Raw genomic sequence first — 24,558 nt, forward strand, 5'->3', positions numbered from 1 at the left:
ACGGGCATGGCGGGCAACCCGGCCTACGTCGCCTACCACGACGAGGAGTGGGGCCGCCCGCTCAGGGGCGACGACGCGGTCTTCGAGCGAGTGGCCCTGGAGGCGTTCCAGTCGGGCCTGTCCTGGCTGACGATCCTGCGCAAGCGGGATAACTTCCGCGCCGCCTTCGACCGGTTCTCGATCACCGAGGTGGCCGCGTACACCGAGCAGGACGTGGAGCGACTGCTCGGCGACGAGGGCATCGTCCGCAACCGGGCCAAGATCGAGGCCGTCGTCGGCAACGCCAGGGCCGCCCTCGACCTCCCCGAGGGCCTGTCGGACCTGGTCTGGCGCTACGCCGACCCGGACGCACCCGTCCCGAAGAGCATGGCCGACGTGCCCGCCACCACGCCCGGCTCCAAGGCGATGGCCAAGGAGCTGAAGAAGCACGGCTTCAGGTTCGTCGGCCCTACCACGGCCTACGCGTTGATGCAGGCCATCGGCCTGGTCAACGATCACATCGAGGGCTGCGTGGCTCGCTCGCGCTGAGCTCGAAGGTGTGGCTCGCGCCGAGCGACCCGCCGAGCTTGACGGACACGACGGGCGCCCTCCCGGTCCGCGCCGTGACGGTGCCGTCGGCCCTGACGAGCCCGCGCAGCGGGCGGTCGAACCCGATCGTCACGACGTCCACCGTCCTGCTCGGGTCGGCCACCGCCACGACCACCCGCCCGCGGGCGCGCCGCACGATCACCACGCACGGCGCGTCGACCGCGATCCCCTCGACGGCCCCGGCCGCCCAGAACACGGCCGCGAGCAGCCCCCGCGCCCGCACGGCCTGCAGCTCGGCGGTGTTGGCCGCCACCCGCACGGGACGCCGCCCGCAGTACCTCCGCGTCCGCTCGCGCGCCGCGCCCGGCAGCACCGTGTACGCGTAGGAGGCGTTCACGGGGTCGACGCCGTGGTCGATCCAGAGGCTCGCGTAACGCCGCGTGACGGGTTCGAACGCGCCACCGGTGTCGTCGCCCGCGTTGATGTCGCGCCACCTGCCCGTACGCGTCTCCACGGCGCACTGGGCGCCGTCCAGCACGTAGCCGGCGACCCCGGGCAGGTGCGCCCAGCCGTCGCCGACGTGCGGCCGCGCTTCTGTGGCCCGGTTCTCCACCACGGTCACGACCCGGCGCCCGTCCGAGCCGGTGATGCCGCTGCCGAGCGCCACCACGGCGGTGTCGAGGAAGAACCACGACTTGCGCGCCCGCAGGCTCGCGCCCTCGCTGTCCAGCTCCATGACGGCGGCCCCGTACCGGCCGTCGAGCACCGCGCCGCCGGCCCACGCGCCGGGCGGGCAGTGGGCGCGGAAGGAGAGGTTCTCGCGCTCGCGGTCGTCGACGGTGGTCCCGGGCAGCCGGTACGGGTCCACCGTGGGCCAGAAGTCCGCGCCGAACTGGCCCAGGTCGCTCGTGTAGAGGTAGGTCATGCCGTCGCCGGTGTACCAGCCGTGCAGGTTCTCGCCGTTGATCGCCTCGTACGCGGCGATCCGGCGAGAGGAGAGGCTGACCGCGAACGACCAGGTGGGCCGGCGGTGCACGACCCGGTCCATCGAGGGGAACACGAAGTGCCCGACGGGCCCCGGCACGGCCTCGACACTCCCGTCGCGCAGCACCGCGACCGCCCGCCGGGTCTCCGGCACGTCCGCGTGCTCCAGGTAGGGGCGGGCCCTGCCGCGCTCGATCCACCCCTTGGCCAGCTCCTCGAACCGGCCGGCATACGGCTCGGGCGCGCTGCGGGCCAGCAGCAGGACGGCACCGATCAGGCCATGGCCGGCCACGGCGTCGGAGAACGCCTGCCGCGTGGCCGCCCGCCCCCTGACCGTGTCCATCAGCAGCCCGTCGTGGACGAACGGCGCGTACGACCGCTCGACCGCGTCCAGGAGCACGGGCAGGTCCGGGTCGGAGACCTGCCACGGCGAACCGTTCAGGAGCGCGAGCGCCTCGGCGACCGCGACGAGCAGCGACAGGCCGTACGAGCCGGTGTAGGCGACGCACTCGTGCTGGATGAATGACCCGTCGCGGTAGAAGCCGTCGCCGGACTCGACGTGCCGGAACACGCTCCTGAGCCCGCCGTCGCGCACGTCCGACAGGCCGTCGCGGGCCAGCGCCAGCTTGTCCGCGCCGCGTCCCGCGATGCCGCGGAAGGCGACGATGGAGGCCTTGTCGGCCCGGTTGGCGCCGCTCTCGCTCGCCCGCGGGTTGCCGGCGCGGCGGTCGGCGTCCGGGCAGAACCGGTCGACGGCCGCCAGGTAGGCGTCGAGCCTGGCGGGGCCGAGCCGGTCGCCGAGCAGCACGCACAACCGGCTCAGGTGGGCGGGCGTGCCGATCTCCCAGAACCACCAGTTGCCCGTCTCGGGGAGCCGCTCGTTGTAGTGGCGCTCGTGGAGCACGTCGAGGGCGTCCACCACCCGCGCCACGACGCTGTCGTCGCCGTGCTGCGCGGTGCCCGGCGTGGCCCAGGCCGTGGCGATCCGCCGGAGGCGGCCGTAGCTGCCCGTGACGTTGCCGGGACGGCCTTCCGGCGGCAGGTCCGGCCAGAGCGTCCCGGGCGACAGCGAGGCCAGCGCGCCGCCGGCGGCCTCGCTCAGCCGGGCCAGCGGCCCGGCGTGGACCGGGTCGGAGACGTCGGCCCCGCCGCCGGTGAGCAGGTCGAACGCGGTCGCGCGAAGAACGTCGAACGCGGCGGCGCCACTGCCTGCGGCCGTCACTCGGCGCGGAACGCCGGGCGTTTCTTGGCGAGGAAGGCGCGGGTGGCGTTCAGGTGATCCTGGGTGGCGGCGCATTCGTCCTGAAGGTCGGCCTCCATGGCGAGCGAGTCGGGCAGCGAGTGCGTCGCGGCGTAGGCCAGCGCCCGCTTGGTGGCGGCGTAGGCGAGCGTCGGGCCGTGCGCGAGGCGTACGGCCAGCTCGTGGGCGGTCTTCAGCACGTCGTCCGCGGGCACCACGCGCGTGACCAGGCCCAGCTCCAGTGCGCGGGCCGCGTCGAGCGGCTCGCCGAGCAGCAGCAACTCGGCCGCGCGGCCCTGGCCGACCAGGCGCTGCAGCGTCCACGAGGCGCCCGAGTCGGGCACCAGCCCGATACCGGCGAACGCCAGCGCGAACTTCGCCTTCTCCGAGGCCACCCGCAGGTCGCAGGCGAAGGCCAGGGACGCGCCCGCGCCCGCGGCCACGCCGTTGACCGCGGCCACCACCGGCTTGGCCATGGTGGTGATCAGCTCCACGATCGGGTTGTAGTGGACGCGGACCGTGTCGGCCAGCCCGCGCCCCGCCTCCAGGTTGTCGGCGTGCTCGCGCAGGTCCTGGCCCGCGCAGAAGGCCCGGCCCGAGCCGGTCAGCAGCACCGCTCTGATCGCGGGGTCGCCCGCCGCGCGGCGCAGCGCGTCGAGGAGGGCGGCCTTGGTGTCGGCGGTCAGCGAGTTCATGGCGTCGGGGCGGTCGAGCGTGATGGCGGCGACCGTGTCGGCCACGTCATAGCGGATCAAAGCAACTCCCTCTCGACGAACGCGGCGGCTGCGGGCAGCAGCCGGGTGGCCTCCTGCTCGAAGTAGGCCCTGGCCTTCTCGCCCGGCCAGCCCGCGGGCAGCAGCTCGGGCGGCAGGCCCGGGTCGCGGAACAGGAAGTTGCGCCAGCCGTGCACGAGCCTGCTCCTGGTGGCGAACACCTGGTCCGCCGGTGCTCCCTCGGGCAGCGTGCTGATCAGCGTGACAGCATCGGCGAGCCAGTGCTCGTACGCCTCGCCGATGGCGGTCAGATCCCAGGCCCTGGCCACCAGCTCCCGCGGGTCGCCCTCCAGCGCCGAGTCGAACCTGTCGGCCCGCACCCCCTCGCTGTCGAGCAGGTTGTCCAGCTCGATGGACGAGCGTGGACCGATCCACGTGGTCTCCGACAGCGACGCGTACCCGAGGAAGGACAGATCGGCCCTGAGCCGCTCCCTGCGCGGCCGATCCTTCACCGGCGCGAAGACGATCAGGTGCCACCGGCCGTGCCAGGTCAGCGTCCCGGCTCGGTAAATTCTGAGCGCCGCCTCGTCCAGGCGCCTGCCGCATTTGGGCGTGAGCCCGTAGCCGGGTCCCTGCGAGAGTCTCACCGGCCGCAGCCACCCCTGGCGCACCATTCGCGACACGGCGGTGCGGACGGCGGGAGCGGCTATTTCCAGGGGTTTCATGAGCCTTACGAGCGAGGCGACGGACGCCTGCCCACCGCGCGAGCGCAGGTGGTCTCCATAGAGATCGAACAGAGCGGCGCGAGCGTGCACGAAGTCCAGTTTGGACGTCATCGCACGCCTCGACAACGCATTCTGGGAGGAGATCGTTACCCATGAGCGCTCTCGATGCGGGAGAATAGGACATCACAGAAGACGTGAATGCGCCGACCACCCCCCACGGGCGGTCGGAAATCGCGGGCCGCGGGAGCCCAAGGCAGGAAGGGATGCACGCATGGCGGCGATGAAGCCGCGGACCGGCGATGGTCCGCTCGAGGTCACCAAGGAAGGGCGCGGCATTGTCATGCGGGTCCCCCTGGAGGGTGGCGGCCGGCTCGTCGTGGAGATTTCCGCCGACGAGGCGAAGGCGCTCGGCGAGGCGTTGAAGAACGTCGTCGGCTGAGAGTTCCCGAAAGACCACCTGTTCCACGACCCTGGCGTAATCCGGCGCCAGGGTCGCTGACGTTCAAGGAGAGAATCCGTGCCGATTGAGACCACTGCGTCGGTGGTCGCCCAGGTTCCCGACGGAGCCGAGTTGCTGGCCGTCCCCTTCGACTCCGGCCTCAGCCCCGAGGTCGAGCTGCACCTGCCGGTGTCCGACCTGCTGGCCCACTACGAGGCCAAGGGAGAGGCGGGGGAGATCGTCGAGGTTCCCGTGGCACGGGCCGGCGGCGTCGGCCGCGTCCTGCTCTACGGAGTGGGCGACGGCTCGCCGCGTGCCCTGCGCAAGGCCGGCGCCGCGCTCGTCCGCAGAGCCAAGGGCAGGGACACGCTGACCGTGGTCGCGCCCGAGGGCGACGTGGCGGCGTTCGCCGAGGCGGCGCTGCTCGCGGCGTACTCGTTCAAGATCGGCAACGAGGGCAAGAAGCCGGTGCGGGCGCTGGCCCTCGCGGGCGCGGACGAGGGGCAGGTGCGCCGCGCGCAGGTCGTGGCGCAGGCGGTGGCCCTCGCCCGTGACCTGGCCAACATGCCCTCCTCGGTCAAGAACCCCGCCTGGCTGGCCGAGCGGGCCGCCGAGGTCGGGGTGCCCGCGCGGATCTGGGACGAGGAGCAGCTGCAGGCCGACGGGTTCGGCGGCATCCTCGCCGTCGGCCGGGGCTCGGCCAGCCCGCCCCGGCTCATCCAGCTCTCCTACACCCCGGCCGAGCCCACCGACCGGCACGTGGTGCTGGTGGGCAAGGGGATCACGTTCGACTCGGGCGGGCTGTCCCTCAAGCCCACCGAGAACATGAAGACCCAGAAGACCGACATGGCGGGCGGCGCGGTCGTGATCGCCGTGCTCGGCGCGCTGGCCCAGCTGGGCGCGCCCGTACGCGTCACCGGGCTGATCGCCTCCGCCGAGAACATGCCCTCGGGCACGGCGCAGCGGCCCAGCGACGTGATCAAGCATTACGGCGGGCGCACGGTCGAGGTGCTCAACACCGACGCCGAGGGGCGGCTGGTGCTGGCCGACGCCCTCGCCTACGCCGACGCCGTCCTCGACCCCGACGAGATCGTGGACATCGCCACCCTCACCGGGGCGATCACGGTCGCCCTCGGACGCAGCGTCGGCGCCGTCTACGCCTCCGACGACACGCTGGCCAAGCAGCTCCTGGACGCCGGGCAGGAGAGCGACGACCGGCTGTGGCGGATGCCGCTGATCGACGACTACGCGCCCGCGCTGGAGTCGTCGATCGCCGATCTGGCCAACGTCGAGGCCGGATCCAGGTTCGGCGCCGGGTCGATCACCGCGGCGCTGTTCCTGCGGGAGTTCGCGGGGCGGCGGCCGTGGGCGCACCTCGACATCGCCGGCGTCGGGCGCAGCACGGTGGACGAGGGCACCCTGACCAAGGGCGCCACCGGGTTCGGCGTCCGCCTCCTGCTGGAGTGGCTCACCCGCGCCTAGCCGGCTCACCCGGGCAGCCGGTTCACCTGAGGGTCAGCCGGCTCGCCTGGTCAGCCGGTTCACCTGGTCAGCCAACTCGCCTGGTCAGCCGGCAGCCGGCTCGCCCGCGGCTATTCGGCGATCTTGATGGCGGCCAGCAGGCCGTCGCCCAGCGGCATGAGCACCGAGCGCAGGCGGTCGTCCGACTGCACCAGCTTGCCCACCTCGCGCAGCGTCACCGTGTCGGTGTCGCGCTGCGCGGGGTCGGCCACCCGGTTGTGCCACAGCATGTTCCCGATGGCCACGATGCCGCCCACGCGCAGCAGGCGGACCGCCTCGGCGAAGTAGTCGGCGTACTCGTGCTTGGCGCCGTCGGCGAACACCATGTCGTAGCCGCCGTCCGACAGCCGCGGCAGCACGTCGAGCGCCCGGCCCGAGATGAGCCGCACCCGCCCGCCGGAGAAGCCCGCCTCCGCGAACGCCTGTCTGGCCAGCCGCTGGTGCTCGGGCTCGACGTCCACGCTCGTGAGCGTGCCGTCCGTACGCATGCCGCGCAGCAGCCACAGCCCCGAGACGCCGCAGCCCGTGCCGATCTCGACGACGGATTTGGCGTTGACGGCCGTGGCGAGGAAACATAGAGCCGCCCCGACGCTGGGAAGGATGGGTGTGGCCCCCATCTCCAGCCCACGCTGCCGCGCCGTGTGCAGGAGCTCATCTTCCTGATGGAACTGCTCCGCATAGGCCAGAGTGGCCTCCACCGGGTTGGTCATCGGCCGCCTCCCCCCACTTTCGTGCAATTGGTCCACGAGATTGGCACCGATCGCAGCCTAGGGGAGACACGCCAGGACGGGAACTCAGGAGGGACCTCAGGCGTTGCAGGTTTAAACGGGCTTTGCCGGTCCGGAAGGCAGGCAGTGCGCACGAAGGGACGAAACCAGGCACTATGGCGGTAGCGGTGGTCCCAAAGAGAGGAGTTCTGGTGGACGAAAGCGACCACCAGGCGGATACTCCCGTGTCGTCCGACTGGACGCCTCCCACATGGGAGGAAGTGGTGCGGACTCACTCCGCACGCGTGTATCGGCTGGCATACCGGCTGACCGGCAATGTCCACGACGCGGAAGACCTCACCCAGGAGGTTTTCGTCCGCGTCTTCAGGTCGCTGTCGAGCTACACCCCGGGCACGTTCGAGGGGTGGCTGCACCGGATCACGACGAACCTGTTTCTCGACATGGCGCGGCGCAAGCAGCGCATCAGGTTCGAGGGGCTGGCCGACGACGCCGCCGAGCGGCTGCGTGGCCGTGAGCCGTCCCCGGCGCAGGCGTTCGACGACGCCCACCTGGAGCCCGACATCCAGGCCGCCCTCGACGCGCTCGCACCCGAGTTCCGGGCCGCGATCGTGCTGTGTGACATCGAGGGCCTTTCTTACGAGGAGATCGCGGCCACACTCGGCGTCAAGCTGGGCACGGTCCGAAGCCGTATTCACCGTGGCCGGGCGCAGTTGCGGGAGGCACTCGATCATCGAGCCCCCCGTAATTCTCAACTCCCCCCGACCGTGATCCGTGGGGAGGAATTCTGATGGCTCATCTCGGAGAACGCGTTTCCGCGCTCGTCGACGGGGAGCTCAACCACACCGAACGCGAGCGCGCGCTGGCGCATCTGACCTTCTGCGCTGACTGCAGGCGAGAGGTCGAGTCGATGCGGGCGCTCAAGTCGCGCCTGCGGTCCCTGGACGGACCGGCGATGCCGGCCGATCTGACGATGTCCCTGCTCCGGATGGCGGAGCCGGGCGGGCCGCTGCCCCCGAGGGAGCGCCCTTTCCCGTCCCGCACCTTCGGCGGGGTGCCCATCCCTGGACCGCACACCATCGCGCCGCTGGACAACCGCCCGCGGAGGGACGCCACGGGTGGGGCCTCGGGCCCTGGCCGGGGCGGTAGGCGGCGTTCGGCCTGCGTGGCGGTCGGGGTGGTCTCGGCGGCCGTCGCGCTCGGCACCTTCTTCGTGAGCACCGGCGTCGGACAGAACAACCCGGCGCCGCCGGTGGAGCTGTTCCAGCAGCCGCGGACCTCGCCGGCGGGCGCGCCTTCGACAGCCACTCCTTGACCTCGGGTTGACCTCCGGTCATGCCTTGGAGACTTGGACTTGGCGTACTTGGCAGCGCGCTGGGCATACGATCTGGGTTCGGGATTTGTCACAAGCGATTCCTGACAAATGCTTTATGACCCTCGTATGCCGCAAGAGCGAGGATTGCGGTGGCCGAGCCAAGGAGTGGTGAGACTTAGATGACCGACGAGACGCGCCCCACCGAAGGACGCAAGCCGTCGGACTACCCCGGACCACAGGGGCGGCCGGACTTCCTGCCCGCGGACGACTCACCCGACCAGGCCGGCCGGCTGCCGGAGCCGCCGGCCTCGTTCGGCACTTCTTGGGGCGACCCCTCGGGCCGCCCCTCGCCGGGCGCTCCTCCGTACGGCGGCCCGTCCACCGGCGCGTCCACGTTCACCAGCCCCTCGTTCACCGCGCCGAGCTCCTACGAGAGCCCCTCGTACGGCCGGAGCCCCAACGAGGGCAGCGGCGCGTCGTACGGCGCCTCCTCCTATGACAGCGGCTCCTCGTACGGCGCCTCCTCTTACGAGAGCGGCTCGTCATTCGGGAGCCCTGCCTACGACAGCGGCTCCTCGTTCGGGAACCCCTCCTACGACAGCACCGGGCCCTCCTACGGGAGCGGTCCGTCGTTCAGCGGTGCGCAGTCGTTCGGCGGTGGGCCGGACAACGGGACGCGTGCCTACGACAGCCCGATCTTCGGCGGCCCGCAGTCGTCCGGCCCCACCGGTGGCCACACGCCGCCACCGCCGCCCCGTCAGGCGCTTCCCATGGGCTCGGGCTGGGCGCCGCCGCCTCCGCCGGGCGCCTCGGACGCGGGCTCCCCGGGGGGCAGGCGCGGGCCGGGCACGGCCCTGCTCGTCTCGACCGCCGTGGCCATCGCCCTGGTGGCCTCGCTGCTCGGCAGCGTCGGCACGTACCTGCTGACCAAGCCGAGCGACGGTGGCGACCCCGGCTACAGCCTCGGCCCCCTGCCGACCGGCGCCGCCACCAACCGGGAGCCCGGATCGGTGGCGGGCGTGGCCGCGCGGGTGCTGCCCAGCGTGGTCTCGATCGAGGCCGGCTCCGCCACCGAAGGCGCGTCCGGGTCCGGCTTCCTGATCAAGAACGGCTACGTGGTGACCAACAACCACGTCGTCGCGCTGGCCGCCAAGGGCGGCGAGATCCGGATCATGTTCAACAACCGCAAGACCACCCCGGCCAAGATCGTGGGCCGCGACCCCGGCTCGGACCTGGCCGTGATCAAGCCCGAGGACACCTTCGGGACGCCGGAGATCACCCTCGGCAACTCCGACCAGGTCGTGGTCGGTGACCCGGTCATCGCGATCGGCTCCCCGCTGGGCCTCACGGGCACGGTGACGACGGGCATCGTCAGCTCGCTCAACCGCCCGGTCATCGCCGGCGACGAGGCGGGCTCCGGCACGGAGGAGCCCGCGTACATCAGCGCCATCCAGACGGACGCCGCCATCAACCCGGGCAACTCGGGCGGCCCGCTGGTGAACGGCAGGGGCGAGGTCGTCGGCGTGAACTCGGCCATCGCCACCCTCGGCCGTTCGGTGAACAGCCAGAGCGGCAGCATCGGCCTGGGCTTCGCGATTCCCGTCAACCAGACGCGGCGCGTGGCCGAGGAGCTGATCACCACCGGTAAGGCCAAGCGGCCCAGGATCGGCATTGTCCTGGACAAGGACTACAAGGGCCAGGGCGTCAAGATCGCATCGTCTCCCAGCGGCGGCCGCCAGCCGGTGGACGCCAACGGGCCGGCGGACAAGGCCGGGCTGAAGGCGGGCGACGTCATCCTGGAGATGGACGGGCTGACCCTGCAGGACGGGAACGAGCTGATCGCCCTGATCCGCAGCAAGGCTCCGGGCGCCAAGATCACCATCAAGTACCAGCGCGCCGGCCAGGACCGCACCGCCACCCTGACCGTCGTCGCCGAGGACGAGCCCACCCCGACGCCGTCCTGATCGCCACTCCGTTCTCGCCTGTCCGTCCCGCAGGCTTTTGCGGCTGCGCGCGGTGGGCACCACCCGGGCCGTTCTTGGCGTCCGTCCCGCAGGCTTTTGCGGCTGCGCGCGGTGGGCACCACCCGGGCCGTTCTTGGTGTCCGTCCTCCCGGCTTTTACGGCTGCGCACGGCGGGCACCACCCGCCGACCCGGGTGACCGGCCCTCCAGGGAGACGCTTACCAGCCTCCCCGCCGCACCGCCGTAACGGACGGTGCGGCCGGCTGGGTGGCAAAAGCGTTGACCACAGCGGCCACGCACGGGCGGGAGGGTGTGCGAAAGGGACGTCGGTGATATGACCTTAGGGGGGACGACCGACCTGCCCCCGGGAGCCCTTAGTCTGTGGATAGGCCGGGGTTGTCCTCGGAGAAGTTGGACTGCGGTAGGAGCTCACGGTGTTCGGACTCGGGTGGATGGAGGTCGGAGCGCTGATCGTCATCGCGCTCCTCGTCTTCGGTCCCGACAAGCTGCCTCAGGCCGCATCGCAGGCGGGCAAGACGCTGCGCAACCTGCGCCGGATGGCCAACAACGCGCGTGACGACCTGCGCTCCGGGCTGGGCCCGGAGTTCTCCAACTTCGACCCCGCCGACCTCAACCCGAGGAACTTCGTCCGCAAGCACCTGCTCGACGACCTTGAGGACGACTGGAACGACAACGGCAAGCCCCGGGAGCTGGAGCCCGCCACCACGGCTCCGTACCAGCCTGAGCCGGTGGACGAGCTCGGCTTCGGGGAGATTCCCCCTTACGACTCAGAGGCCACCTGACGGGCCGGGCCCGTCGCCGCTCGTGGGCCTCGCCGCGCCCCGGACGGCGCACGAGGGCTCAAAAGGCCCGCCGCCGGTCCCCCGGGCCCGCTGGCGCCCGTAACTGCGTATACGGCCCTCTGAGGGTCTCTCACGCCCTCTCGGGCGCGCTTCGGTCAACGCTTCTTACCACCCAGCCGGTCGCACCGTCCGTTACGGCGGTGCGGCGGGGAGGCTGGTAAGCGTCTCCCTGGAGGGCCGGTCACCCTGGTCGGTGGGTGGTGCCCGCCGTGCGAAGCCGTAAAAGCCTGGAGGACGGGCACCGAACGGGTCGGAACGTGCGCGCCGTGCAGCCGCAAAAGGCCCGAAGGATGGGCGGGCGGGCACCTGGAACGGTGCCCGCCCTTCGGGGAGTCAGCGGTTGGGGGAGAGGCCGAGCTGGAGGCCCTTGAGGCTGGAGGAGCGCTTGCTGAGGCCGGAGGCGATCTTGCGGAGCTCGGCCGCCGCAGGCGAGTCGGGCTCCGTCAGGACCAGCGGCTTGCCCTCGTCGCCGCCCTCGCGCAGCCGCAGGTCGATCGGGACCTGGCCCAGGAGCGGGACGCGGGCGCCCAGCGTGCGGGTGAGCGCGTCGGCGACCGTCTGGCCGCCGCCCTCGCCGAACACGGCGATGCGCTCGTCGCAGTGGGGGCACGGCAGCCAGGCCATGTTCTCGATGACGCCGGCGATCTGCTGGTGCGTCTGCGCGGCGATCGACCCCGCCCGCTCGGCCACCTCGGCGGCGGCCATCTGGGGCGTCGTCACGACGAGGATCTCTGCCGTCGGCAGCCGCTGCGCCACCGAGATCGCGATGTCGCCCGTGCCCGGGGGCAGGTCGAGGAGGAGCACGTCGAGGTCGCCCCAGTAGACGTCGGCCAGGAACTGGTGGAGCGCCCGGTCGAGCATCGGCCCGCGCCAGACCACCGGCGTGTTGCCCTCCGGCTTGAACATCCCGACCGAGATGACCTTGATGTCGTGGGCCACCGGCGGCATGATCATGTCTTCGACCTTGGTGGGCCGCTCGGAGGCGCCCAGCATGCGCGGGATGCTGTGGCCGTAGATGTCGGCGTCGACGATGCCGACCTTCATGCCGCTGGAGGCCATCGAGGCGGCGAGGTTGACCGTCACGGACGACTTGCCGACCCCGCCCTTGCCGCTCGCCACCGCGAACACGCGGGTCAGCGAGCCCGGCTGGTTGAACGGGATCTCCTTCTCCGGCCCCCGGTCGCCCCGCAGCTTGGTCTGCAGCTTCTTGCGCTGCTCGGTGCTCATGACATCGAGCTCGATCTGGACGCTCGTCACGCCGTCGAGCCCGGCGACGGCGTTGGTGACGTCGCGGCGGATGGTGTCCTTCAGCGGACAACCCGCCACCGTGAGGAAGACGCCAACGCGCACCACGCCGTCGGGAGCGATATCGATGCTCTTGACCATGTCGAGGTCCGTGATCGGGCGACGGATCTCGGGGTCGATGACGGTGGCAAGGGCTGCCGTCACCTGTTCCTGGGTAGGTGCCATCGAAGTCTCGGCACGAGGGAGTGCCGTCCCTCCTTTGTCGGTATATGTGTGACAGGCGCTGGACGCCAGCGAGGATGCCCCTCCATGGTATGAACCAGAGGCCCCGCTGAGTTAATCCGTGCTGTTAGATGTCTGTGCAACAACGTCCTAAGGTTACTCCGTGACTCTTCTGCGCGACGAGGGCCTGACCGCCGAGGAGCTGGCGGTCTGGCGGATGCTGCAGCGCGCCCAGGTGCGCATCACCCGGCATCTGGAGGCGGAGCTGCTCGTCGCCCACGACCTGCCCCTGGCCTCGTACGAAGCGCTCATGCAGCTGGTCGAGGCGCCGGAGCGGCGGCTGCGCATGAACGATCTCGCGGGCCGCGTCCTGCTCTCCCGCAGCGGCCTGACCAGGCTCATCGACCGGCTGCAGCGCGACGGCCTGGTGTCGCGGGAGGCCTGCGCGGACGACGCCCGCGGGCTGTTCGCCGTGCTGACGGACCTCGGCGCGCGGCGGCTGGCCGAGGCCACCCCGACCTACCTGCGCGGGGTCCGGACCCAGTTCCTCGACCTGCTGGGCGCTGAGGAGATCACCCGCATCCGGGCGATGGTCGCCAAGCTGGACGTCAGCGGCGCTCCTTGAGCTCCTCCGCGAGCTGCTTGAGCTCGGCGCGCAGGTAGTCGCGCGTGGCCAGCTCGCTCAGCGCCAGCCGCAGCCCCGCGATCTCGCGGGTCAGATACTCGATCTCGGCCTGGTTGCGATCGGCGGTGTCGCGGTCCTGCTCGTACTGGATGCGGTCCCGGTCGCCCTGCCGGTTCTGGGCCAGCAGGATCAGCGGCGCCGCGTAGCTGGCCTGCAGCGACAGCATCAGCGTCAGGAAGATGAACGGGTACGGGTCGAACTTGAGGTTCGGCGGCGCGGCCACGTTCCAGATCACCCAGACCGCGACGAACACCGTCATGTAGACGATGAAGCGCCCGGTGCCGAGGAACCGGGCGATCTGCTCCGACAGGCGGCCGAACGCCTCCGGGTCGTAGTGCGGTCTCAGCGAGCGGCGCAGGGCCCGGGGCTGGTCAAGCCGTTCGGTCGTCATGTTCGACGGCCCCCTCGCGCCAGTCCTCGGGAAGGATGTGGTCGAGCACGTCGTCCACCGTCACCGCGCCGACGAGCCGGCCCAGCTCGTCGACGACCGGGGCGGCGACGAGGTTGTAGTTGGCCAGGTAGTAGGTGACCTCGCGCAGCGTGAAGTCCGGCCTGATCGGGTCGATCGACGGGTCGATCACGCCGCCGAGCAGCGTCGACGGCGGCTCGCGCAGCAGCCGCTGGAAGTGCGAGACGCCCAGGTACGTGCCCGTCGGCGTCTCCGTGGGCGGCCGGGTCACGTAGACCTGCGCGGCCACGGCCGGCGTGAGGTCCTGCTGCCTGATGTGGGCCAGCGCCTCGGCGACCGTGGCGGAGGGGGGCAGGATGACCGGTTCGCTGGTCATCACGCCGCCCGCGCTGTTCTCCGGGTAGGTCAGCAGGCGCCGCACGGGGGCGGCCTCCCCGGGCTCCATGAGGGCCAGCAGCTTGGTCGCCTGCTCCTCGGGAAGGTCGTGCAGCAGGTCGGCCGCGTCGTCGGGGCCCATCTCCTCCAGCACGTCGGCCGCCCGCTCGGGCTCCAGCGTGCCCAGGATGCCGATCTGGTCGTCGGGCGGGAGCTCCTCCAGCACGTCGGCCAGCCGGACGTCGTTGAGGGCGCGGGCGATCTCGATGCGCCGCTTGCTCGGCAGCTCGTGCAGCGCGCTGGCCATGTCGGCGGCCCGCAGCGACTCGAACGCGGAGATCAGCCCGGCGGCCCCCTGGTCCTTCTGCAGCTTGTCGAACCCGGTGACGTCTTCCCAGCCGACGATCCGCGGCTCGCGCCGCCTGCCCTTGTAGAGGGCGACCTGGGTGATCTCCCAGGTGGACGGCTTGATCTCCTCCATGGCCACGTCGTAGACGGTCATGGGCTCGTCCTGGTGCTCGACGGTCAGGTCGAGCATCTCGCCGATCACCAGCGTCTCGGTGCCACGCTGCTCGAACCTGCGCATGTTGAGGCGCCCGGTGAAGACCACGGCCCCCGTCTCGATGCGGCGGACCCGGGTGATGGGCAGGAAGACCCTGCGGCGCGGCTGCACCTCCACGACCAGGCCGTGCACGTTGGGCCGGCGGCCGATGCGCAGGCCGACCACGACGTCCCTGACCCGGCCGATCTGGTCGCCCGCGGGGTCGAAGACCGCGGTCCCCGGCAGCCGGGCCACGAAGATCTTCACCTGGCCAAGGCTAACAGTGCCGCCCCATTGCGCCCCGGACGCCTCACATGTCAGTATCAAACGTGCTTAACGGTGATTACTGGCCAGGTGGTGGACGATGAGATACGCCGGGCTCGGGCTCGCTTTCGTGTCCTCGTGGTGTTTCGCGTTCTCGGGGCCGATGGCCAAATACCTGATCGCCGCCGGGCTGGCGCCGATCGAGGCGGTCTGGACGCGCATGGCGGGCGCGGGGCTGCTGCTGCTGGCCGTCCTGGCCGTGGTGAAGCCGCGGGCGTTGCGGATCCCCAGGTCCAGGCTGCCGTTCTTCGGGCTGTATGCGGTGATGGCGGTGGCCGGGGTGCAGTCGCTGTATTTCGTGGCGATCACGCGGCTGCCGGTGGGGATCGCGCTGCTGCTGGAGTTCATGGCGCCGGTGATGGTGGTGGCCTGGGTGCGGTTCGTACGGAAGGTGCGGCTCGCGCGGGCGGCCTACATCGGGGCCGTCGTCGCGGTCGTGGGCCTCGGGATCGTGGTCGAGGCGTGGCAGGGGATGCGGCTGGACGCGCTCGGCCTGCTGCTCGGCCTGGTGGCCGGGGCGTGCTGCGCCGGATATTTCCTGATGAACGATAGCTTCGGCGACGACGTGGACCCGCTCGGGCTCATCGCCTGGGGGATGACGGGGGCGGCCGTGGTGCTGATCCCGTTCGCGCGGCCGTGGGACATCCCGTGGGCGGCCTTCACGGCCACCGTCGCGCCGGACGGCGGCCGGACGCTGCCGGTGCTGGGCGCGTACCTGTGGATGGTGCTGATCGCGACCGTGACGGCGTACATCCTGGGGGTGAACGCCGTGCGGCGGTTGTCGGCCGCGGTGGGGGCCACGGTCGCCTCGCTCGAGGTCATCGGCGGCGCGGTGGTGGCCTGGGCCCTGGTCGGCGAGACGCTGGGCTTCTTCCAGATCGTGGGCGGCCTGCTCGTGCTGTCCGGCGCGCTCCTGGCCCAGACCGCGACGTCGAGCCCCCGGCCGGCGCCGGCGCCGGAGCTCGACGCGGAGCCCGTCACAGCCAGGAGCTGACTCCCCGGGCGGCGCCGGAACCCGCCGCCGCCGGAAGCTGACTCCCCGGGCGGTCGAGCGTCTCAGGCGGCGGGGGTGAGGCGGACGACGGTGGAGTCGCGGGCCCAGCGCTCGGTGAGATGCTCGCTGTCGGGGGCGTTGAGCCGCTCCTTGGCCAGCGCGGCCACGGCGTCGGCCGCCGCGGCCTGGTCGACCACCGCGACCGCGGCGTCGAACTCCACCAGTCGGGCGCCGTTGTCCTTGCTGCGCAGGGTGACGTGGACCCGGTCGAGCGCGTCGAGGCCGGGCAGCGCCTGCTCCCCGCCGCCCGTCACCAGGTAGATCGCGCCGTCGTGCCAGGTGTGCCAGGCCAGGCGGGGGCGGTCGAGGGTGAGCCAGAGGATGCCGGACTTCTTGGCGCCCTCCTCGATGGCCGCGATGTCGTCGCTCACGGCTTCGACTGTAGTCCGTTCGGGGCGAACACCCGAGTAGCGTGTGCGCATGCGCTCACGTCGTTCCGTGCTCGCCGTGCCAGGCAGCAACCCCAGGTTCCTGGAGAAGGCTCAGACCCTGCCCGTCGACGAGGTGTTCCTCGACCTTGAGGACGCCGTCGCGCCGCTGGCCAAGGAGGAGGCGCGCAAGAACGTCGTGACCGCGCTCCGCGAGGGCGACTGGTCCGGCAAGACGCGCGTGGTCAGGGTCAACGACCTCACGACGCAGTGGACGTACCGGGACGTGATCGAGGTCGTCGAGGGGGCGGGGGAGTTCCTCGACTGCCTGATCCTGCCCAAGGTGCAGGACCCGACCGAGGTCGTCTGGCTCGACACGCTGCTCACCCAGATCGAGAAGACCATGGGGTACGAGGTGGGCCGCATCGGCATCGAGGCGCAGATCGAGAACGCCCGGGGCCTGGTCAACGCCGACGCCATCGCCGGCTCGTCCAAGCGCCTGGAGACGCTGGTCTTCGGGCCGGCGGACTTCATGGCGTCGATCAACATGCGTACGCTCGTCGTCGGCGAGCAGCCGCCCGGCTACGTCGAGGGCGACGCCTACCACTACATCCTCATGCGGCTGCTCATGGCGGCCAGGACGCACGACCTGCAGGTCATCGACGGGCCCTACCTGCAGATCAAGGACGTCGAGGGCTTCAGGCGGGCCGCCAGGAGGTCGGCGGCCCTCGGGTTCGACGGCAAGTGGGTGCTGCATCCCTCCCAGGTGGACGCGGCCAACGAGGTCTTCTCGCCGGCGCAGGAGGACTATGACCACGCCGAGCTCATCTTGGAGGCGTACGAGTACTACACCTCGGTCGAGAAGCGCGGCGCGGCCATGCTGGGCGACGAGATGATCGACGAGGCCTCGCGCAAGATGGCGCTCGTCGTGGCGGCCAAGGGGCGGGCCGCCGGGCTGAGTCGTACGAAGAGTTTCACACCTTGATCCCGATCGCGGTGAAGAACCAGAACGACGACGTCAGCCAGAGCCCGACCAGCGCGGTGAACGCCAGCCCGCCGAGCACCGGCAGCGTCCAGCCGGGCGCGTCGCGCTTGGGCAGGGCCAGCATCTTCGCCGTGAACACGCCGTAGAAGAAGCAGCCGAGCAGCGAGTGCGCGAGCACCCGCGGCACGTCGTACTGCAGGCCCAGGGCGTAGAGGCAGTGGAAGGCGACGGGGATCGTGAGCAGGAACGCGATCCGCCCCGACCAGCGGTGCACGGCGGGCGGGATGTCGATCCCGAGCCTGCCCCACATCGACATGGCGGAGACGACCTGCACGATCGCGAGCAGGAACGCCCCCGTCGTCAGCCACGCCTTCATCGGCAGCGCGCCGGAGAACCCGCCCACGCCCACGGCGAACCCGGTGGGGGTGTGCACGCGCCCGTAGACGCCGAGCGCGAGCGCCGCCAGGCCGCCGGCCAGCAGCGGTACGAGGAGCGGGGTCAGGCCGCGGGACGGCGGTTGGATGGCGGTCATTGCATCTCCTCGATGAAGCCGTCCACGTCCTTCGGGTAGACCGTGGTGTCGCCGACGGTCACGGGCGCCGTGGGCTGGTCACTCGGCAGTTGGGGGATCGGCACCTGCGTGTCGCCCTCGAACGCGGCGCCGACCTGCGTGTAGCCGCCCTGCGGGCTCTTCAGCACGATCCAGCCGGCCCGGAGCTTGGCGCCCCGGACGAGCGCGGTGGCGCGGTAGAGGCCCGACGGCTTGACCACCGTGGCCGCGTCGAAGGTCCACTTCCTGCCGCCGACCGCGACCGAGCCCTTGGCCCGGCCGTCGCCCAGGTCGGCGGTGACCTTGGCGCTGCCGAGGCCGGTCAGCCGCAGCTCGCCGTCGGACTCGCTGCCCTTGAACCAGGCCTCGGCCTTGCCGTCGCAGAAGTAGCCGACGGCCTTGCCGTCTCTGATCGAGATCGCGATGAGGCCGCCGTTGCCCTTGACGTAGCCTCCGTAGTCCGCCTTCGCGATCTTCTTCGGCTCCGTCCGCTGCGGCGAGGGCGTGGCCTCGGCCTCAGCCTCGGACGAACGTGACGGGGCCGCGGTGGTCTTGTCCGCCGACGGTGCCTCCGCGGCGGTGTTGGCGGCCTCGTCGGCCGCCGGTGTCGCGGTTACGCTGGCGACACCCAGCCCCACGGCGAGCACTGCTCCCGCCGCGAGGGTGATGACAGGTCCCAGCCTTGACATGGACTGCTCCCAGGGTCGAAATGCCGTACGCCTCCGAGCATCCGCCTAAATAGGTGGACCGTCTGTGAACTATTGCGCATCGCGCGGACAGAATAGATGGATGCAGGAAAATCCAGGGCACCAAACGCCCGCCTACGGCACGCAGCCGCCGGTCTACCCGTATCAGCCGCCGTCCTGGTTCCTGCCGACGCCGAGCGGGGCCCGCTACGACCACCTGGCCAGGAACGCCGTCGCCCGGCCGTGGCGGGCGATCGTGGGAACGCTGATCGTCGCCGTCGGGTTCGTCGTGATCAACGTGGTGGTCGTGTGGGCCGGCGTGGTCATGTCGATGGTCCTCGGGATCCCCGCGCCGCTCCAGGCCGAGGGGCAACTGTTCGGCGATCCGGTGTTCTCCCTGGTCGTGGTGTTGATGGCGCTCGCGCCCGCGCTGCCTCTCGTGTACGGGACCGCGGCGTTCGTCCAGCGCAGGCGCCCCGGCACGCTCTCGTCGGTGGCCGGGCGGCTGCGCTGGCGCTGGATGCTGAGCTGCGCGGGCCTGGCGGTGCTGGCCCTGGTGCTGGGGCAGGGCGTGCAGGCGCTCGCGTTGTCGGCCTCCGGCGAGGACGCCGGCCTGTTCGGCTGGGCCGGGTGGTCGGTGTTCCTGCCCCCGCTCATCGTGATCGTGCTGCTGGTGCCGTTCCAGGCGGCCGCCGAGGAGTACATCTTCCGCGGCTGGTTCGTGCAGGCGGTCGGGGCGCACGTGCGGAACCCGGTCTGGTCCATCGTGCTCGGGTCCGCGGTGTTCATGTCGTTGCACGGGTATTCGTGGGCGGGCCTGGTGGACGTGTTCGGCTTCGGGGTCGTCATGGGCTGGCTCGCGGTGCGTACCGGGGGGCTGGAGGCGGCGATCTCGCTGCACGTGCTGAACAACCTGCTGGCCTTCGGGCAGGCCGCCGCCGCCGGGCATCTGGAGGACGCGCTGAACCAGGGGAAGGTGCCGGTGCCCTGGCAGGCGTTGTCCGGGACTCTGGTGCAGCTCGGGGTGTATGCGTTTGGTGTGTTGTATCTAGCCAAAAAACGGTCAATTAGCACTATTTCTGAATAAATCGGTCCTGGGGTGCCGGGAATCTCGCTAGAGAGGTCTCGCTATTCCGGCTGAGTCATGCTGGTCTGGTCCTGTGGAACGGACCAGTGGTCCTGGTTCCACCCGTACGAAGTTCGACCCCCATAGGAGGTACGGCGCGTGGCCTCCGGCCCCAGCGAACCGCCGCGGCGACCGACGGGTGACGACGAACCGCGTCCCGAGGGCGCCTCAGAATCACGTTCCTCCGAAGAGCCGAGGATCAGCCATTCGCCGCCTGGTCCCACCGACGATCGGGCCCGGGGTTTACCGCTGACCTCGCCCTGGGGCATGCCGCCGTTCGCCGCCCCCGTTCCGGACGAAGAACCGCAGGAACTGCCCAAGGGGCGCCGGCCGTACAGCTCGCCGACGGCCGAGCCCGAGGTGGAGCCGCGCCGCCGCCCCCGCCGCGTCGTCAGCCGCCCGGACAAGCTCGTCGCGGGCGCCCCGCTCCATCCGCCGCGGGAGGCGCCCGAACGGTCCGGGCCGGACGCGGAGGCCGCGCCTGCCGAGGAGCGGCGCTCGTCCCGGCCTGCGCCGCCGTACCGGCTGGTGTATCCCGTCCCGGAACGCGCCGAGGCGCCCGCGCCCGCGGAGGAGGAGGAGCCCGAGCAGGCCGAGGAGCCGGTCGGGTACGACGAAACCCCTGAAGACGGGGACGGCGAGCCCGAGGTCCGGCGCGTCGGACGACCGCCGGCGGGCCGCCCCACGAGGCCGGACCTCCTCGTCGCCACAGACACGGCGCGCCCGCAGGGGTCGAGCGGCCGGCACCACAGAGGCCCCGCCCCCGCCGCCGTGCGCCGGTCCAGCCCCGTACGCAGCCGCAACAGGTCCACCCCCGTCGCCCTGACCCTGGCCGTGGCGATCCTGGTGGCCGCGGGCGTGCTCGTCTGGCAGTGGACCACGGACGAGGCCCCCGGGCTGCGGCTGGAGGCGGGCACGGGGCGCTCGGGCGACGAGCTGTTCACCGTGCCGGCCGCGGGCGAGGGCACGAACCAGAAGCTCAACGACATGACGTCCGTGGGCCGCGCGGTCGTGGCGGTCGGCAGCGACACGACGAACCCGACCCCGCGTCCCCTCTTCCTGTTCTCGCCGGACGGCGGCAAGACCTGGCAGCTCGGCCAGGTGAACGGCGCCTCCACCCCCACGGTCCAGCGGGTCGTCGGCGGCGGCGGGCGCTGGCTGGCCAGCGGCGGCGACGGCGTGTCCGGCGAGCGCGGTCTGTGGACCAGCGCCGACGGGTTCAGCTGGACGGCGGTGGAGGCGGCGGGGCTGGCCGCGTTCAAGCCTGGTGACCAGATCAACGACATCGCCAGGACCGCGTCCGGCTTCGTGGCCGTGGGGCGCACGACGGGAGACGACGGCGGCACGGGCCCCGCGGCCTGGCGCTCCGCCGACGGCCGGACCTGGGAGCGGGCCGAGACCCGGGAGCTGGAGGTACGCGAGATCAAGGCGGTGGTCGCCAAGGGCGACACGGTCGTCGCCATCGGAGTCCCCGCGGTCGGCGAGGGATCGCGGGTGCTCCGGTCGGCGGACGGCGGGCGCGGCTGGCAGGCGACGGAGTTCCAGCTGCCCCAGGTCACGCCGCACACCGGGATGGTGGCCGTGTCGCCCAAGAGGTTCGTGCTGGTGCCGACGCGCTACCCCACGTTCACGGGTGACCTGCGCGTCTACTGCTCGCCGACCGGGGCGCAGTGGTCGCAGTGCGGCTCCATCGGCGGCCTGAGCGGCGAGAGCACGGGCGTGGAGAGGTTGATCTCCTCCTCCTCGGGCATCGCGGCGATCACGCAGGCCGGCCTGGGCCGCTACTCGGTGCTGACCAGCACGGACGGGCGCTCGTGGACCAAACGGGCCGACCTCGGCAACCTGCCGGGCGCGACGCTGCGCGGGTTCACGATCGGCGACGGCGGCACCCTGTTCGCCGGCGGCGACCAGGCGGTGTCCGACGTCGACAACCAGCTCGTGCTCATGGCCGCGCCCCCGCGCGGCAGCGCCTCGCGGGTCCAGCTCGGCCAGGTCGAGGGCCTGACCAGGATCGCGCGCGAGACCAACGCGCTGGCCGGCTTCGCCGGCAGGTACGTCGCCGTCGGCTCGGCCTCCGGTGACGCCGGCCTGTGGACGATCAGGGACTGGGTGAGCTGGAAGTCCATGAGCCTCGGCGGCCCCGGCAAGCAGGCGCTGGAGGACGTGGCGCACGGCGGGCGCGGCTGGCTGGCCGTCGGCGCCACCGAGACGAACGTGGCCGTCACCGACCCCCTCCTCGTCACCTCCGCCGACGGCGAGAGCTGGAAGAAGGTGAACGTCGCCGGCGACCTGGCCCGCGACCCGAACACCCCCTACCTGGAGACCCACGTCGTGACGGCCGGCGAGAAGGGGTACGTGCTGGCCGGCGAGGCCAAGGACCAGATGGGCACGGCGAGCGCCGCCATGTGGTTCACCCCCGACCTGCGCAAGTTCACCAGGTCGAAGAAGCTGCCGCAGGGCGGCTCCGGGGTGCGGATCTACGACGCCGTCGCCACCGGCGACGGCTACGTGGCCGTGGGCGGCTCCGGAGCGGCCGACCAGGAGAACAGCGTGGTCTGGTACTCCTCCGACGGCGTGAACTGGAGCGCCCGCAAGCGCGTGGTCCCGCCGGACGCAACGTCGGCCGGGCTCCGACGGATCACGACTTATCAGGACAAGCTGGTGGCTGTCGGCACGGCCGTGTCGGGAGGTTCGCGACGTGCCTTCGCGGCGGTCTCCGACGACGAGGGCACGACCTGGCAGACGGCCTGGCTGCCCACGGACCAGGCAGCCGCGGTGTACGACCTGGCCGCGGCGGACGAGGGGCTGGTGGCCGTCGGCTGGCACGGCGTACCGGGAGAGGGCGACAGCGCGGCCTGGACCTCGCAGGACGGGCTGTCCTGGAACCGCATGGCGCTGACGAAGGACCGGCTGGCCGGACAGGGCGCGCAGTGGTTGTCGGCCGTGGCCGTGTCGGGCTCGGAGGTCGTGGCGCTCGGGCGGTCCACGACGTACAACGCCGACCACCTGATCCTCTGGACCTCCAGCCTCACCTCGAACAGGTAGGACCCGGCCCGTGGGGCGGGCGGCGCCGCTTCGGCGGGGCCGCCCGCCCGGCGGCTCCGCTTTCAGCGGGGCAGCACGCCCCAGCCGGTGAGCGACTCCAGGAGTCCCTCGGCGAGCGGCAGCCGCGCCAGCTCGTCCATGCCGCACCAGCGCACCTCGTCGGCGTCGTCCCCGGCCACGGGCACGCCTCCCGACACGCCGGCGAGGTAGTCGCGGATCACGTACGTGTCCCCGCCGAGGCCGGGGCGGTCCACCGTGCCCGCCAGGCGGCCCACCTCCACGCGTAGCCCGGTCTCCTCCAGCACCTCGCGCCGCACGCCGTCGGCGTCCGTCTCGCCGGGCTCCAGACGGCCACCAGGGATGGACCACAACCCCTTGCCCGGCGGACGTCCGCGCTTGATGAGGAGCAGCCGGTCAGAGGAGTCGAAAATAATCGCGCCGACACAATTTACGCGCACATGACCAACATTACGACGAGACAACGGGAAGCGGCCTTGACGGGCCGGTGCCGGAGAAAGCACCGTGGGTAGTTGTGAGAGCGGCTCCAACCTGCCCACGGTGCTTTGGCCCGCTTCACGGGCCAAGTGTGTGGTCGAGCGCGTACCGGTGCGACACGCACGGTGATGTCCTGCCCTATCAACCTCCATGGCCGCCGACCGGGACGGCGCTGGCAGCCATGCGCAAGAGCGCGGTGGTGCCCGTGTGGCTGCCGTGGCCGCTGCCCGCCGGCTGGCTGGTGACCGGCTTCGCGGAGGTCGGTGACGAGCGCACCGGCGCCCGGGCGAGCGTGGTCGCGCTCACGGGGCCGTCGTTCACGGAGGGCCCCGCCGACCTGCTCGTCATCGCGGAGGAGCCGGGCATCGGGCTCGGCGCGGCGTTCGCGGGGCTGGACGGCCCCGACCCGGGCGAGGGGTTCGACTCGGGGCCGCCGAACGCCAAGATCGGCGTGCTCGGGCATCCCACCGCGCTGTGGTGCGTGGACGGCGCCGACGACCGGGCCGTCTACGCGGGCGAGGCGCTCGGCAACTGGCTGTGGACCATCGCGTGGCCGGCCGACGCCGGCTGCATGATCGTGCTCGCCGAGCTGTCGCTGCTGGATGTGCGCGATCACGAGCTGGACGTGCCGTTCGGGGCGTTCTCTCCCCGGCTCGAGGACTGAGTGCTTTACGCGTCCGATTCGCGCTCTGATGCAGACGGGCTAGAGTTCGGAGGCGTGACAGCGCGTATCGAGCGAGTGGTGACCGAGGGCGTCGTCGACATCGACGGCACCGAGCACAAGGTCGAGAACAACACCTGGATCATCGGTGACGACGAGGAAGCGATCGTCATCGACCCGGCGCGCGACGCCGAGAAGATCCTGGAACAGGTGGGCGAGGATCGGGAGATCCTGGCCGTCATCTGCACGGCGGGCCTGCCCGACCACGTCGCGGCCGCCATCGAGGTGGCCAGCAGGGACGAGGCCGTGGTCGCCCTGCACCCCAAGGACAAGCCCCTGTGGCGGGAGACCTGGCGGGACACCTGGCCCGACATCGACATGGAGGACGACGGCATCTTCGAGGTGGCCGACGTCCAGCTCGACGTCATGGAGACGCCCGGCGTCTCGCCCGGCGGCGTGTCGCTCTACTGCGAGGCGCTCGGGGCCGTCTTCACCGGCAAGGCCCTGCAGGCCGACGGGCCCGGCAAGCTGGGCGGCGAATATCCCGCCCTGCCCGACCAGCTGACCTCGATCGGCGGGCGGCTGTTCACGCTGCCGGCCGACACGCGGGTGCTGGCCGCCCACGGTGACGAGGTCACGATCGGCGACCTAGAGCCGCACTTCGACGACTGGGTGTCGGGCTCGCTGACCCGTACGGAGAGCGCGGGCGACGGCCCTCTCACCGACGGCACCAAGCTCTCCGGGATCAAGCTCGACGACGACGAGTGACGC

General features: G+C 71.6%; 25 protein-coding genes. 14 read left to right on the top strand and 11 right to left on the bottom strand.

Features of this window, described 5'->3' with window-relative positions; translation table 11 throughout:
* Positions 1-6: 6 nt before the first annotated feature.
* On the top strand, positions 7-528 hold the full coding sequence (locus ACIBQ1_RS11590) for a DNA-3-methyladenine glycosylase I (protein ID WP_397276762.1): 522 nt from the start codon (positions 7-9) through the stop codon (positions 526-528).
* Here the strand turns inward: ACIBQ1_RS11590 and ACIBQ1_RS11595 are convergent.
* From ACIBQ1_RS11595 to ACIBQ1_RS11605, 3 genes are read right to left on the bottom strand one after another with little or no spacing between them, the layout of a single operon-like run.
* Positions 488-2,734 carry a polysaccharide lyase 8 family protein gene (locus ACIBQ1_RS11595; RefSeq protein ID WP_397276597.1) on the bottom strand — a complete coding sequence of 749 codons (2,247 nt, stop codon included), beginning with the start codon at positions 2,732-2,734 and terminating at the stop codon, positions 488-490. The genes ACIBQ1_RS11590 and ACIBQ1_RS11595 overlap by 41 nt on opposite strands.
* Positions 2,731-3,507, bottom strand: coding sequence for an enoyl-CoA hydratase-related protein (locus ACIBQ1_RS11600; protein WP_397276598.1), 777 nt, complete (start codon positions 3,505-3,507; stop codon positions 2,731-2,733). Before ACIBQ1_RS11600 ends, ACIBQ1_RS11595 begins: the two co-directional genes overlap by 4 nt.
* Positions 3,504-4,301 carry a PaaX family transcriptional regulator C-terminal domain-containing protein gene (locus ACIBQ1_RS11605; protein WP_397276600.1) on the bottom strand — a complete coding sequence of 266 codons (798 nt, stop codon included), beginning with the start codon at positions 4,299-4,301 and terminating at the stop codon, positions 3,504-3,506. Before ACIBQ1_RS11605 ends, ACIBQ1_RS11600 begins: the two co-directional genes overlap by 4 nt.
* Positions 4,302-4,461: 160 nt before the next feature.
* Here ACIBQ1_RS11605 and ACIBQ1_RS11610 point away from each other — a divergent pair, with 160 nt between their 5' ends.
* Together ACIBQ1_RS11610 and ACIBQ1_RS11615 are read left to right on the top strand one after the other, a co-directional pair.
* Positions 4,462-4,629, top strand: a complete 168-nt coding sequence (locus ACIBQ1_RS11610; protein WP_020545024.1) for a DUF3117 domain-containing protein — start codon at positions 4,462-4,464, stop codon at positions 4,627-4,629.
* 78 nt (positions 4,630-4,707) lie between these two features.
* Complete coding sequence (locus ACIBQ1_RS11615) at positions 4,708-6,111, top strand: leucyl aminopeptidase (RefSeq protein WP_397276602.1); 1,404 nt, start codon at positions 4,708-4,710, stop codon at positions 6,109-6,111.
* 110 nt (positions 6,112-6,221) lie between these two features.
* Here the strand turns inward: ACIBQ1_RS11615 and ACIBQ1_RS11620 are convergent, their stop codons facing one another.
* On the bottom strand, positions 6,222-6,860 hold the full coding sequence (locus ACIBQ1_RS11620) for an O-methyltransferase (RefSeq protein WP_397276604.1): 639 nt from the start codon (positions 6,858-6,860) through the stop codon (positions 6,222-6,224).
* 173 nt (positions 6,861-7,033) lie between these two features.
* Between ACIBQ1_RS11620 and sigE the strand changes: the two genes are divergently transcribed.
* From sigE to ACIBQ1_RS11640, 4 genes are all read left to right on the top strand, one after another.
* Positions 7,034-7,666, top strand: coding sequence for an RNA polymerase sigma factor SigE (gene sigE, locus ACIBQ1_RS11625; protein ID WP_192787922.1), 633 nt, complete (start codon positions 7,034-7,036; stop codon positions 7,664-7,666).
* Positions 7,666-8,190, top strand: a complete 525-nt coding sequence (locus tag ACIBQ1_RS11630; RefSeq protein ID WP_397276606.1) for an anti-sigma factor family protein — start codon at positions 7,666-7,668, stop codon at positions 8,188-8,190. The genes sigE and ACIBQ1_RS11630 overlap by 1 nt, the downstream gene beginning before the upstream one ends.
* Before the next feature lie 179 nt (positions 8,191-8,369).
* Positions 8,370-10,154, top strand: coding sequence for a trypsin-like peptidase domain-containing protein (locus ACIBQ1_RS11635; RefSeq protein ID WP_397276607.1), 1,785 nt, complete (start codon positions 8,370-8,372; stop codon positions 10,152-10,154).
* Positions 10,155-10,587: 433 nt separating this feature from the next.
* On the top strand, positions 10,588-10,956 hold the full coding sequence (locus ACIBQ1_RS11640; protein ID WP_397276609.1) for a sec-independent translocase: 369 nt from the start codon (positions 10,588-10,590) through the stop codon (positions 10,954-10,956).
* A 393-nt stretch (positions 10,957-11,349) separates the two neighbouring features.
* Here the strand turns inward: ACIBQ1_RS11640 and ACIBQ1_RS11645 are convergent, their stop codons facing one another.
* The gene (locus ACIBQ1_RS11645; RefSeq protein ID WP_397276611.1) at positions 11,350-12,486 is read right to left on the bottom strand and encodes an Mrp/NBP35 family ATP-binding protein; all 1,137 of its coding nucleotides are present in this window, start codon (positions 12,484-12,486) and stop codon (positions 11,350-11,352) included.
* 160 nt (positions 12,487-12,646) lie between these two features.
* Between ACIBQ1_RS11645 and ACIBQ1_RS11650 the strand changes: the two genes are divergently transcribed.
* The gene (locus tag ACIBQ1_RS11650) at positions 12,647-13,108 is read left to right on the top strand and encodes a MarR family winged helix-turn-helix transcriptional regulator (protein ID WP_397276613.1); all 462 of its coding nucleotides are present in this window, start codon (positions 12,647-12,649) and stop codon (positions 13,106-13,108) included.
* Here ACIBQ1_RS11650 and ACIBQ1_RS11655 read toward each other — a convergent pair.
* Together ACIBQ1_RS11655 and ACIBQ1_RS11660 are read right to left on the bottom strand one after the other, a co-directional pair.
* Positions 13,092-13,559, bottom strand: coding sequence for a DUF1003 domain-containing protein (locus tag ACIBQ1_RS11655; RefSeq protein ID WP_397276615.1), 468 nt, complete (start codon positions 13,557-13,559; stop codon positions 13,092-13,094). The two genes, ACIBQ1_RS11650 and ACIBQ1_RS11655, sit on opposite strands and share 17 nt — an antisense overlap.
* The gene (locus tag ACIBQ1_RS11660; protein ID WP_397276617.1) at positions 13,540-14,760 is read right to left on the bottom strand and encodes a magnesium transporter MgtE N-terminal domain-containing protein; all 1,221 of its coding nucleotides are present in this window, start codon (positions 14,758-14,760) and stop codon (positions 13,540-13,542) included. The genes ACIBQ1_RS11655 and ACIBQ1_RS11660 overlap by 20 nt, the downstream gene beginning before the upstream one ends.
* A 97-nt stretch (positions 14,761-14,857) precedes the next feature.
* On the opposite strand from ACIBQ1_RS11660, the gene ACIBQ1_RS11665 reads away from it, so the two are divergent.
* A complete protein-coding gene (locus ACIBQ1_RS11665; RefSeq protein WP_397276619.1) occupies positions 14,858-15,811 on the top strand; it encodes an EamA family transporter in 954 nt (317 codons plus the stop codon).
* Positions 15,812-15,873: 62 nt separating this feature from the next.
* Here ACIBQ1_RS11665 and ACIBQ1_RS11670 read toward each other — a convergent pair whose 3' ends face one another.
* On the bottom strand, positions 15,874-16,242 hold the full coding sequence (locus ACIBQ1_RS11670; RefSeq protein ID WP_397276621.1) for a hypothetical protein: 369 nt from the start codon (positions 16,240-16,242) through the stop codon (positions 15,874-15,876).
* A gap of 49 nt (positions 16,243-16,291) precedes the next feature.
* Here ACIBQ1_RS11670 and ACIBQ1_RS11675 point away from each other — a divergent pair, with 49 nt between their 5' ends.
* The gene (locus tag ACIBQ1_RS11675; RefSeq protein WP_355369722.1) at positions 16,292-17,224 is read left to right on the top strand and encodes a CoA ester lyase; all 933 of its coding nucleotides are present in this window, start codon (positions 16,292-16,294) and stop codon (positions 17,222-17,224) included.
* On the opposite strand, the gene ACIBQ1_RS11680 is transcribed toward ACIBQ1_RS11675, so the two are convergent.
* Both ACIBQ1_RS11680 and ACIBQ1_RS11685 read right to left on the bottom strand, forming a co-directional pair.
* Positions 17,214-17,756 (bottom strand): DUF6529 family protein, encoded by a 543-nt coding sequence (locus tag ACIBQ1_RS11680; protein WP_397276623.1) that lies wholly within the window; start codon positions 17,754-17,756, stop codon positions 17,214-17,216. The genes ACIBQ1_RS11675 and ACIBQ1_RS11680 overlap by 11 nt on opposite strands.
* Positions 17,753-18,463 (bottom strand): hypothetical protein, encoded by a 711-nt coding sequence (locus tag ACIBQ1_RS11685; RefSeq protein ID WP_397276624.1) that lies wholly within the window; start codon positions 18,461-18,463, stop codon positions 17,753-17,755. Before ACIBQ1_RS11685 ends, ACIBQ1_RS11680 begins: the two co-directional genes overlap by 4 nt.
* Positions 18,464-18,563: 100 nt before the next feature.
* On the opposite strand from ACIBQ1_RS11685, the gene ACIBQ1_RS11690 reads away from it, so the two are divergent.
* Together ACIBQ1_RS11690 and ACIBQ1_RS11695 are read left to right on the top strand one after the other, a co-directional pair.
* Complete coding sequence (locus ACIBQ1_RS11690; protein WP_397276626.1) at positions 18,564-19,547, top strand: lysostaphin resistance A-like protein; 984 nt, start codon at positions 18,564-18,566, stop codon at positions 19,545-19,547.
* Positions 19,548-19,853: 306 nt separating this feature from the next.
* Positions 19,854-22,631 carry a hypothetical protein gene (locus ACIBQ1_RS11695; RefSeq protein WP_397276627.1) on the top strand — a complete coding sequence of 926 codons (2,778 nt, stop codon included), beginning with the start codon at positions 19,854-19,856 and terminating at the stop codon, positions 22,629-22,631.
* A gap of 62 nt (positions 22,632-22,693) precedes the next feature.
* On the opposite strand, the gene ACIBQ1_RS11700 is transcribed toward ACIBQ1_RS11695, so the two are convergent.
* Positions 22,694-23,089 (bottom strand): NUDIX hydrolase, encoded by a 396-nt coding sequence (locus tag ACIBQ1_RS11700; protein WP_397276629.1) that lies wholly within the window; start codon positions 23,087-23,089, stop codon positions 22,694-22,696.
* 74 nt (positions 23,090-23,163) lie between these two features.
* Between ACIBQ1_RS11700 and ACIBQ1_RS11705 the strand changes: the two genes are divergently transcribed.
* Positions 23,164-23,790, top strand: a complete 627-nt coding sequence (locus tag ACIBQ1_RS11705; protein ID WP_397276631.1) for a DUF6758 family protein — start codon at positions 23,164-23,166, stop codon at positions 23,788-23,790.
* A gap of 54 nt (positions 23,791-23,844) precedes the next feature.
* Positions 23,845-24,555 (top strand): MBL fold metallo-hydrolase, encoded by a 711-nt coding sequence (locus ACIBQ1_RS11710; protein WP_397276633.1) that lies wholly within the window; start codon positions 23,845-23,847, stop codon positions 24,553-24,555.
* The last annotated feature ends 3 nt before the right edge of the window (positions 24,556-24,558 follow it).

The sequence above is a fragment of the Nonomuraea sp. NPDC050153 genome (genome assembly GCF_044460125.1).
Taxonomy (GTDB): domain Bacteria; phylum Actinomycetota; class Actinomycetes; order Streptosporangiales; family Streptosporangiaceae; genus Nonomuraea.

Coding starts and splice junctions, on each gene's coding strand:
- ACIBQ1_RS11620 (WP_397276604.1), bottom strand. CDS start 6,860: ATGACCAACCCGGTGGAGGCCACTCTGGCCTATGCGGAGCAGTTCCAT.
- sigE (WP_192787922.1), top strand. CDS start 7,034: ATGGCGGTAGCGGTGGTCCCAAAGAGAGGAGTTCTGGTGGACGAAAGC.
- ACIBQ1_RS11630 (WP_397276606.1), top strand. CDS start 7,666: ATGGCTCATCTCGGAGAACGCGTTTCCGCGCTCGTCGACGGGGAGCTC.
- ACIBQ1_RS11655 (WP_397276615.1), bottom strand. CDS start 13,559: ATGACGACCGAACGGCTTGACCAGCCCCGGGCCCTGCGCCGCTCGCTG.
- ACIBQ1_RS11590 (WP_397276762.1), top strand. CDS start 7: ATGGCGGGCAACCCGGCCTACGTCGCCTACCACGACGAGGAGTGGGGC.
- ACIBQ1_RS11690 (WP_397276626.1), top strand. CDS start 18,564: ATGCAGGAAAATCCAGGGCACCAAACGCCCGCCTACGGCACGCAGCCG.
- ACIBQ1_RS11605 (WP_397276600.1), bottom strand. CDS start 4,301: ATGACGTCCAAACTGGACTTCGTGCACGCTCGCGCCGCTCTGTTCGAT.
- ACIBQ1_RS11680 (WP_397276623.1), bottom strand. CDS start 17,756: ATGACCGCCATCCAACCGCCGTCCCGCGGCCTGACCCCGCTCCTCGTA.
- ACIBQ1_RS11610 (WP_020545024.1), top strand. CDS start 4,462: ATGGCGGCGATGAAGCCGCGGACCGGCGATGGTCCGCTCGAGGTCACC.
- ACIBQ1_RS11685 (WP_397276624.1), bottom strand. CDS start 18,463: ATGTCAAGGCTGGGACCTGTCATCACCCTCGCGGCGGGAGCAGTGCTC.
- ACIBQ1_RS11695 (WP_397276627.1), top strand. CDS start 19,854: ATGCCGCCGTTCGCCGCCCCCGTTCCGGACGAAGAACCGCAGGAACTG.
- ACIBQ1_RS11645 (WP_397276611.1), bottom strand. CDS start 12,486: ATGGCACCTACCCAGGAACAGGTGACGGCAGCCCTTGCCACCGTCATC.
- ACIBQ1_RS11635 (WP_397276607.1), top strand. CDS start 8,370: ATGACCGACGAGACGCGCCCCACCGAAGGACGCAAGCCGTCGGACTAC.
- ACIBQ1_RS11675 (WP_355369722.1), top strand. CDS start 16,292: ATGCGCTCACGTCGTTCCGTGCTCGCCGTGCCAGGCAGCAACCCCAGG.
- ACIBQ1_RS11665 (WP_397276619.1), top strand. CDS start 14,858: ATGAGATACGCCGGGCTCGGGCTCGCTTTCGTGTCCTCGTGGTGTTTC.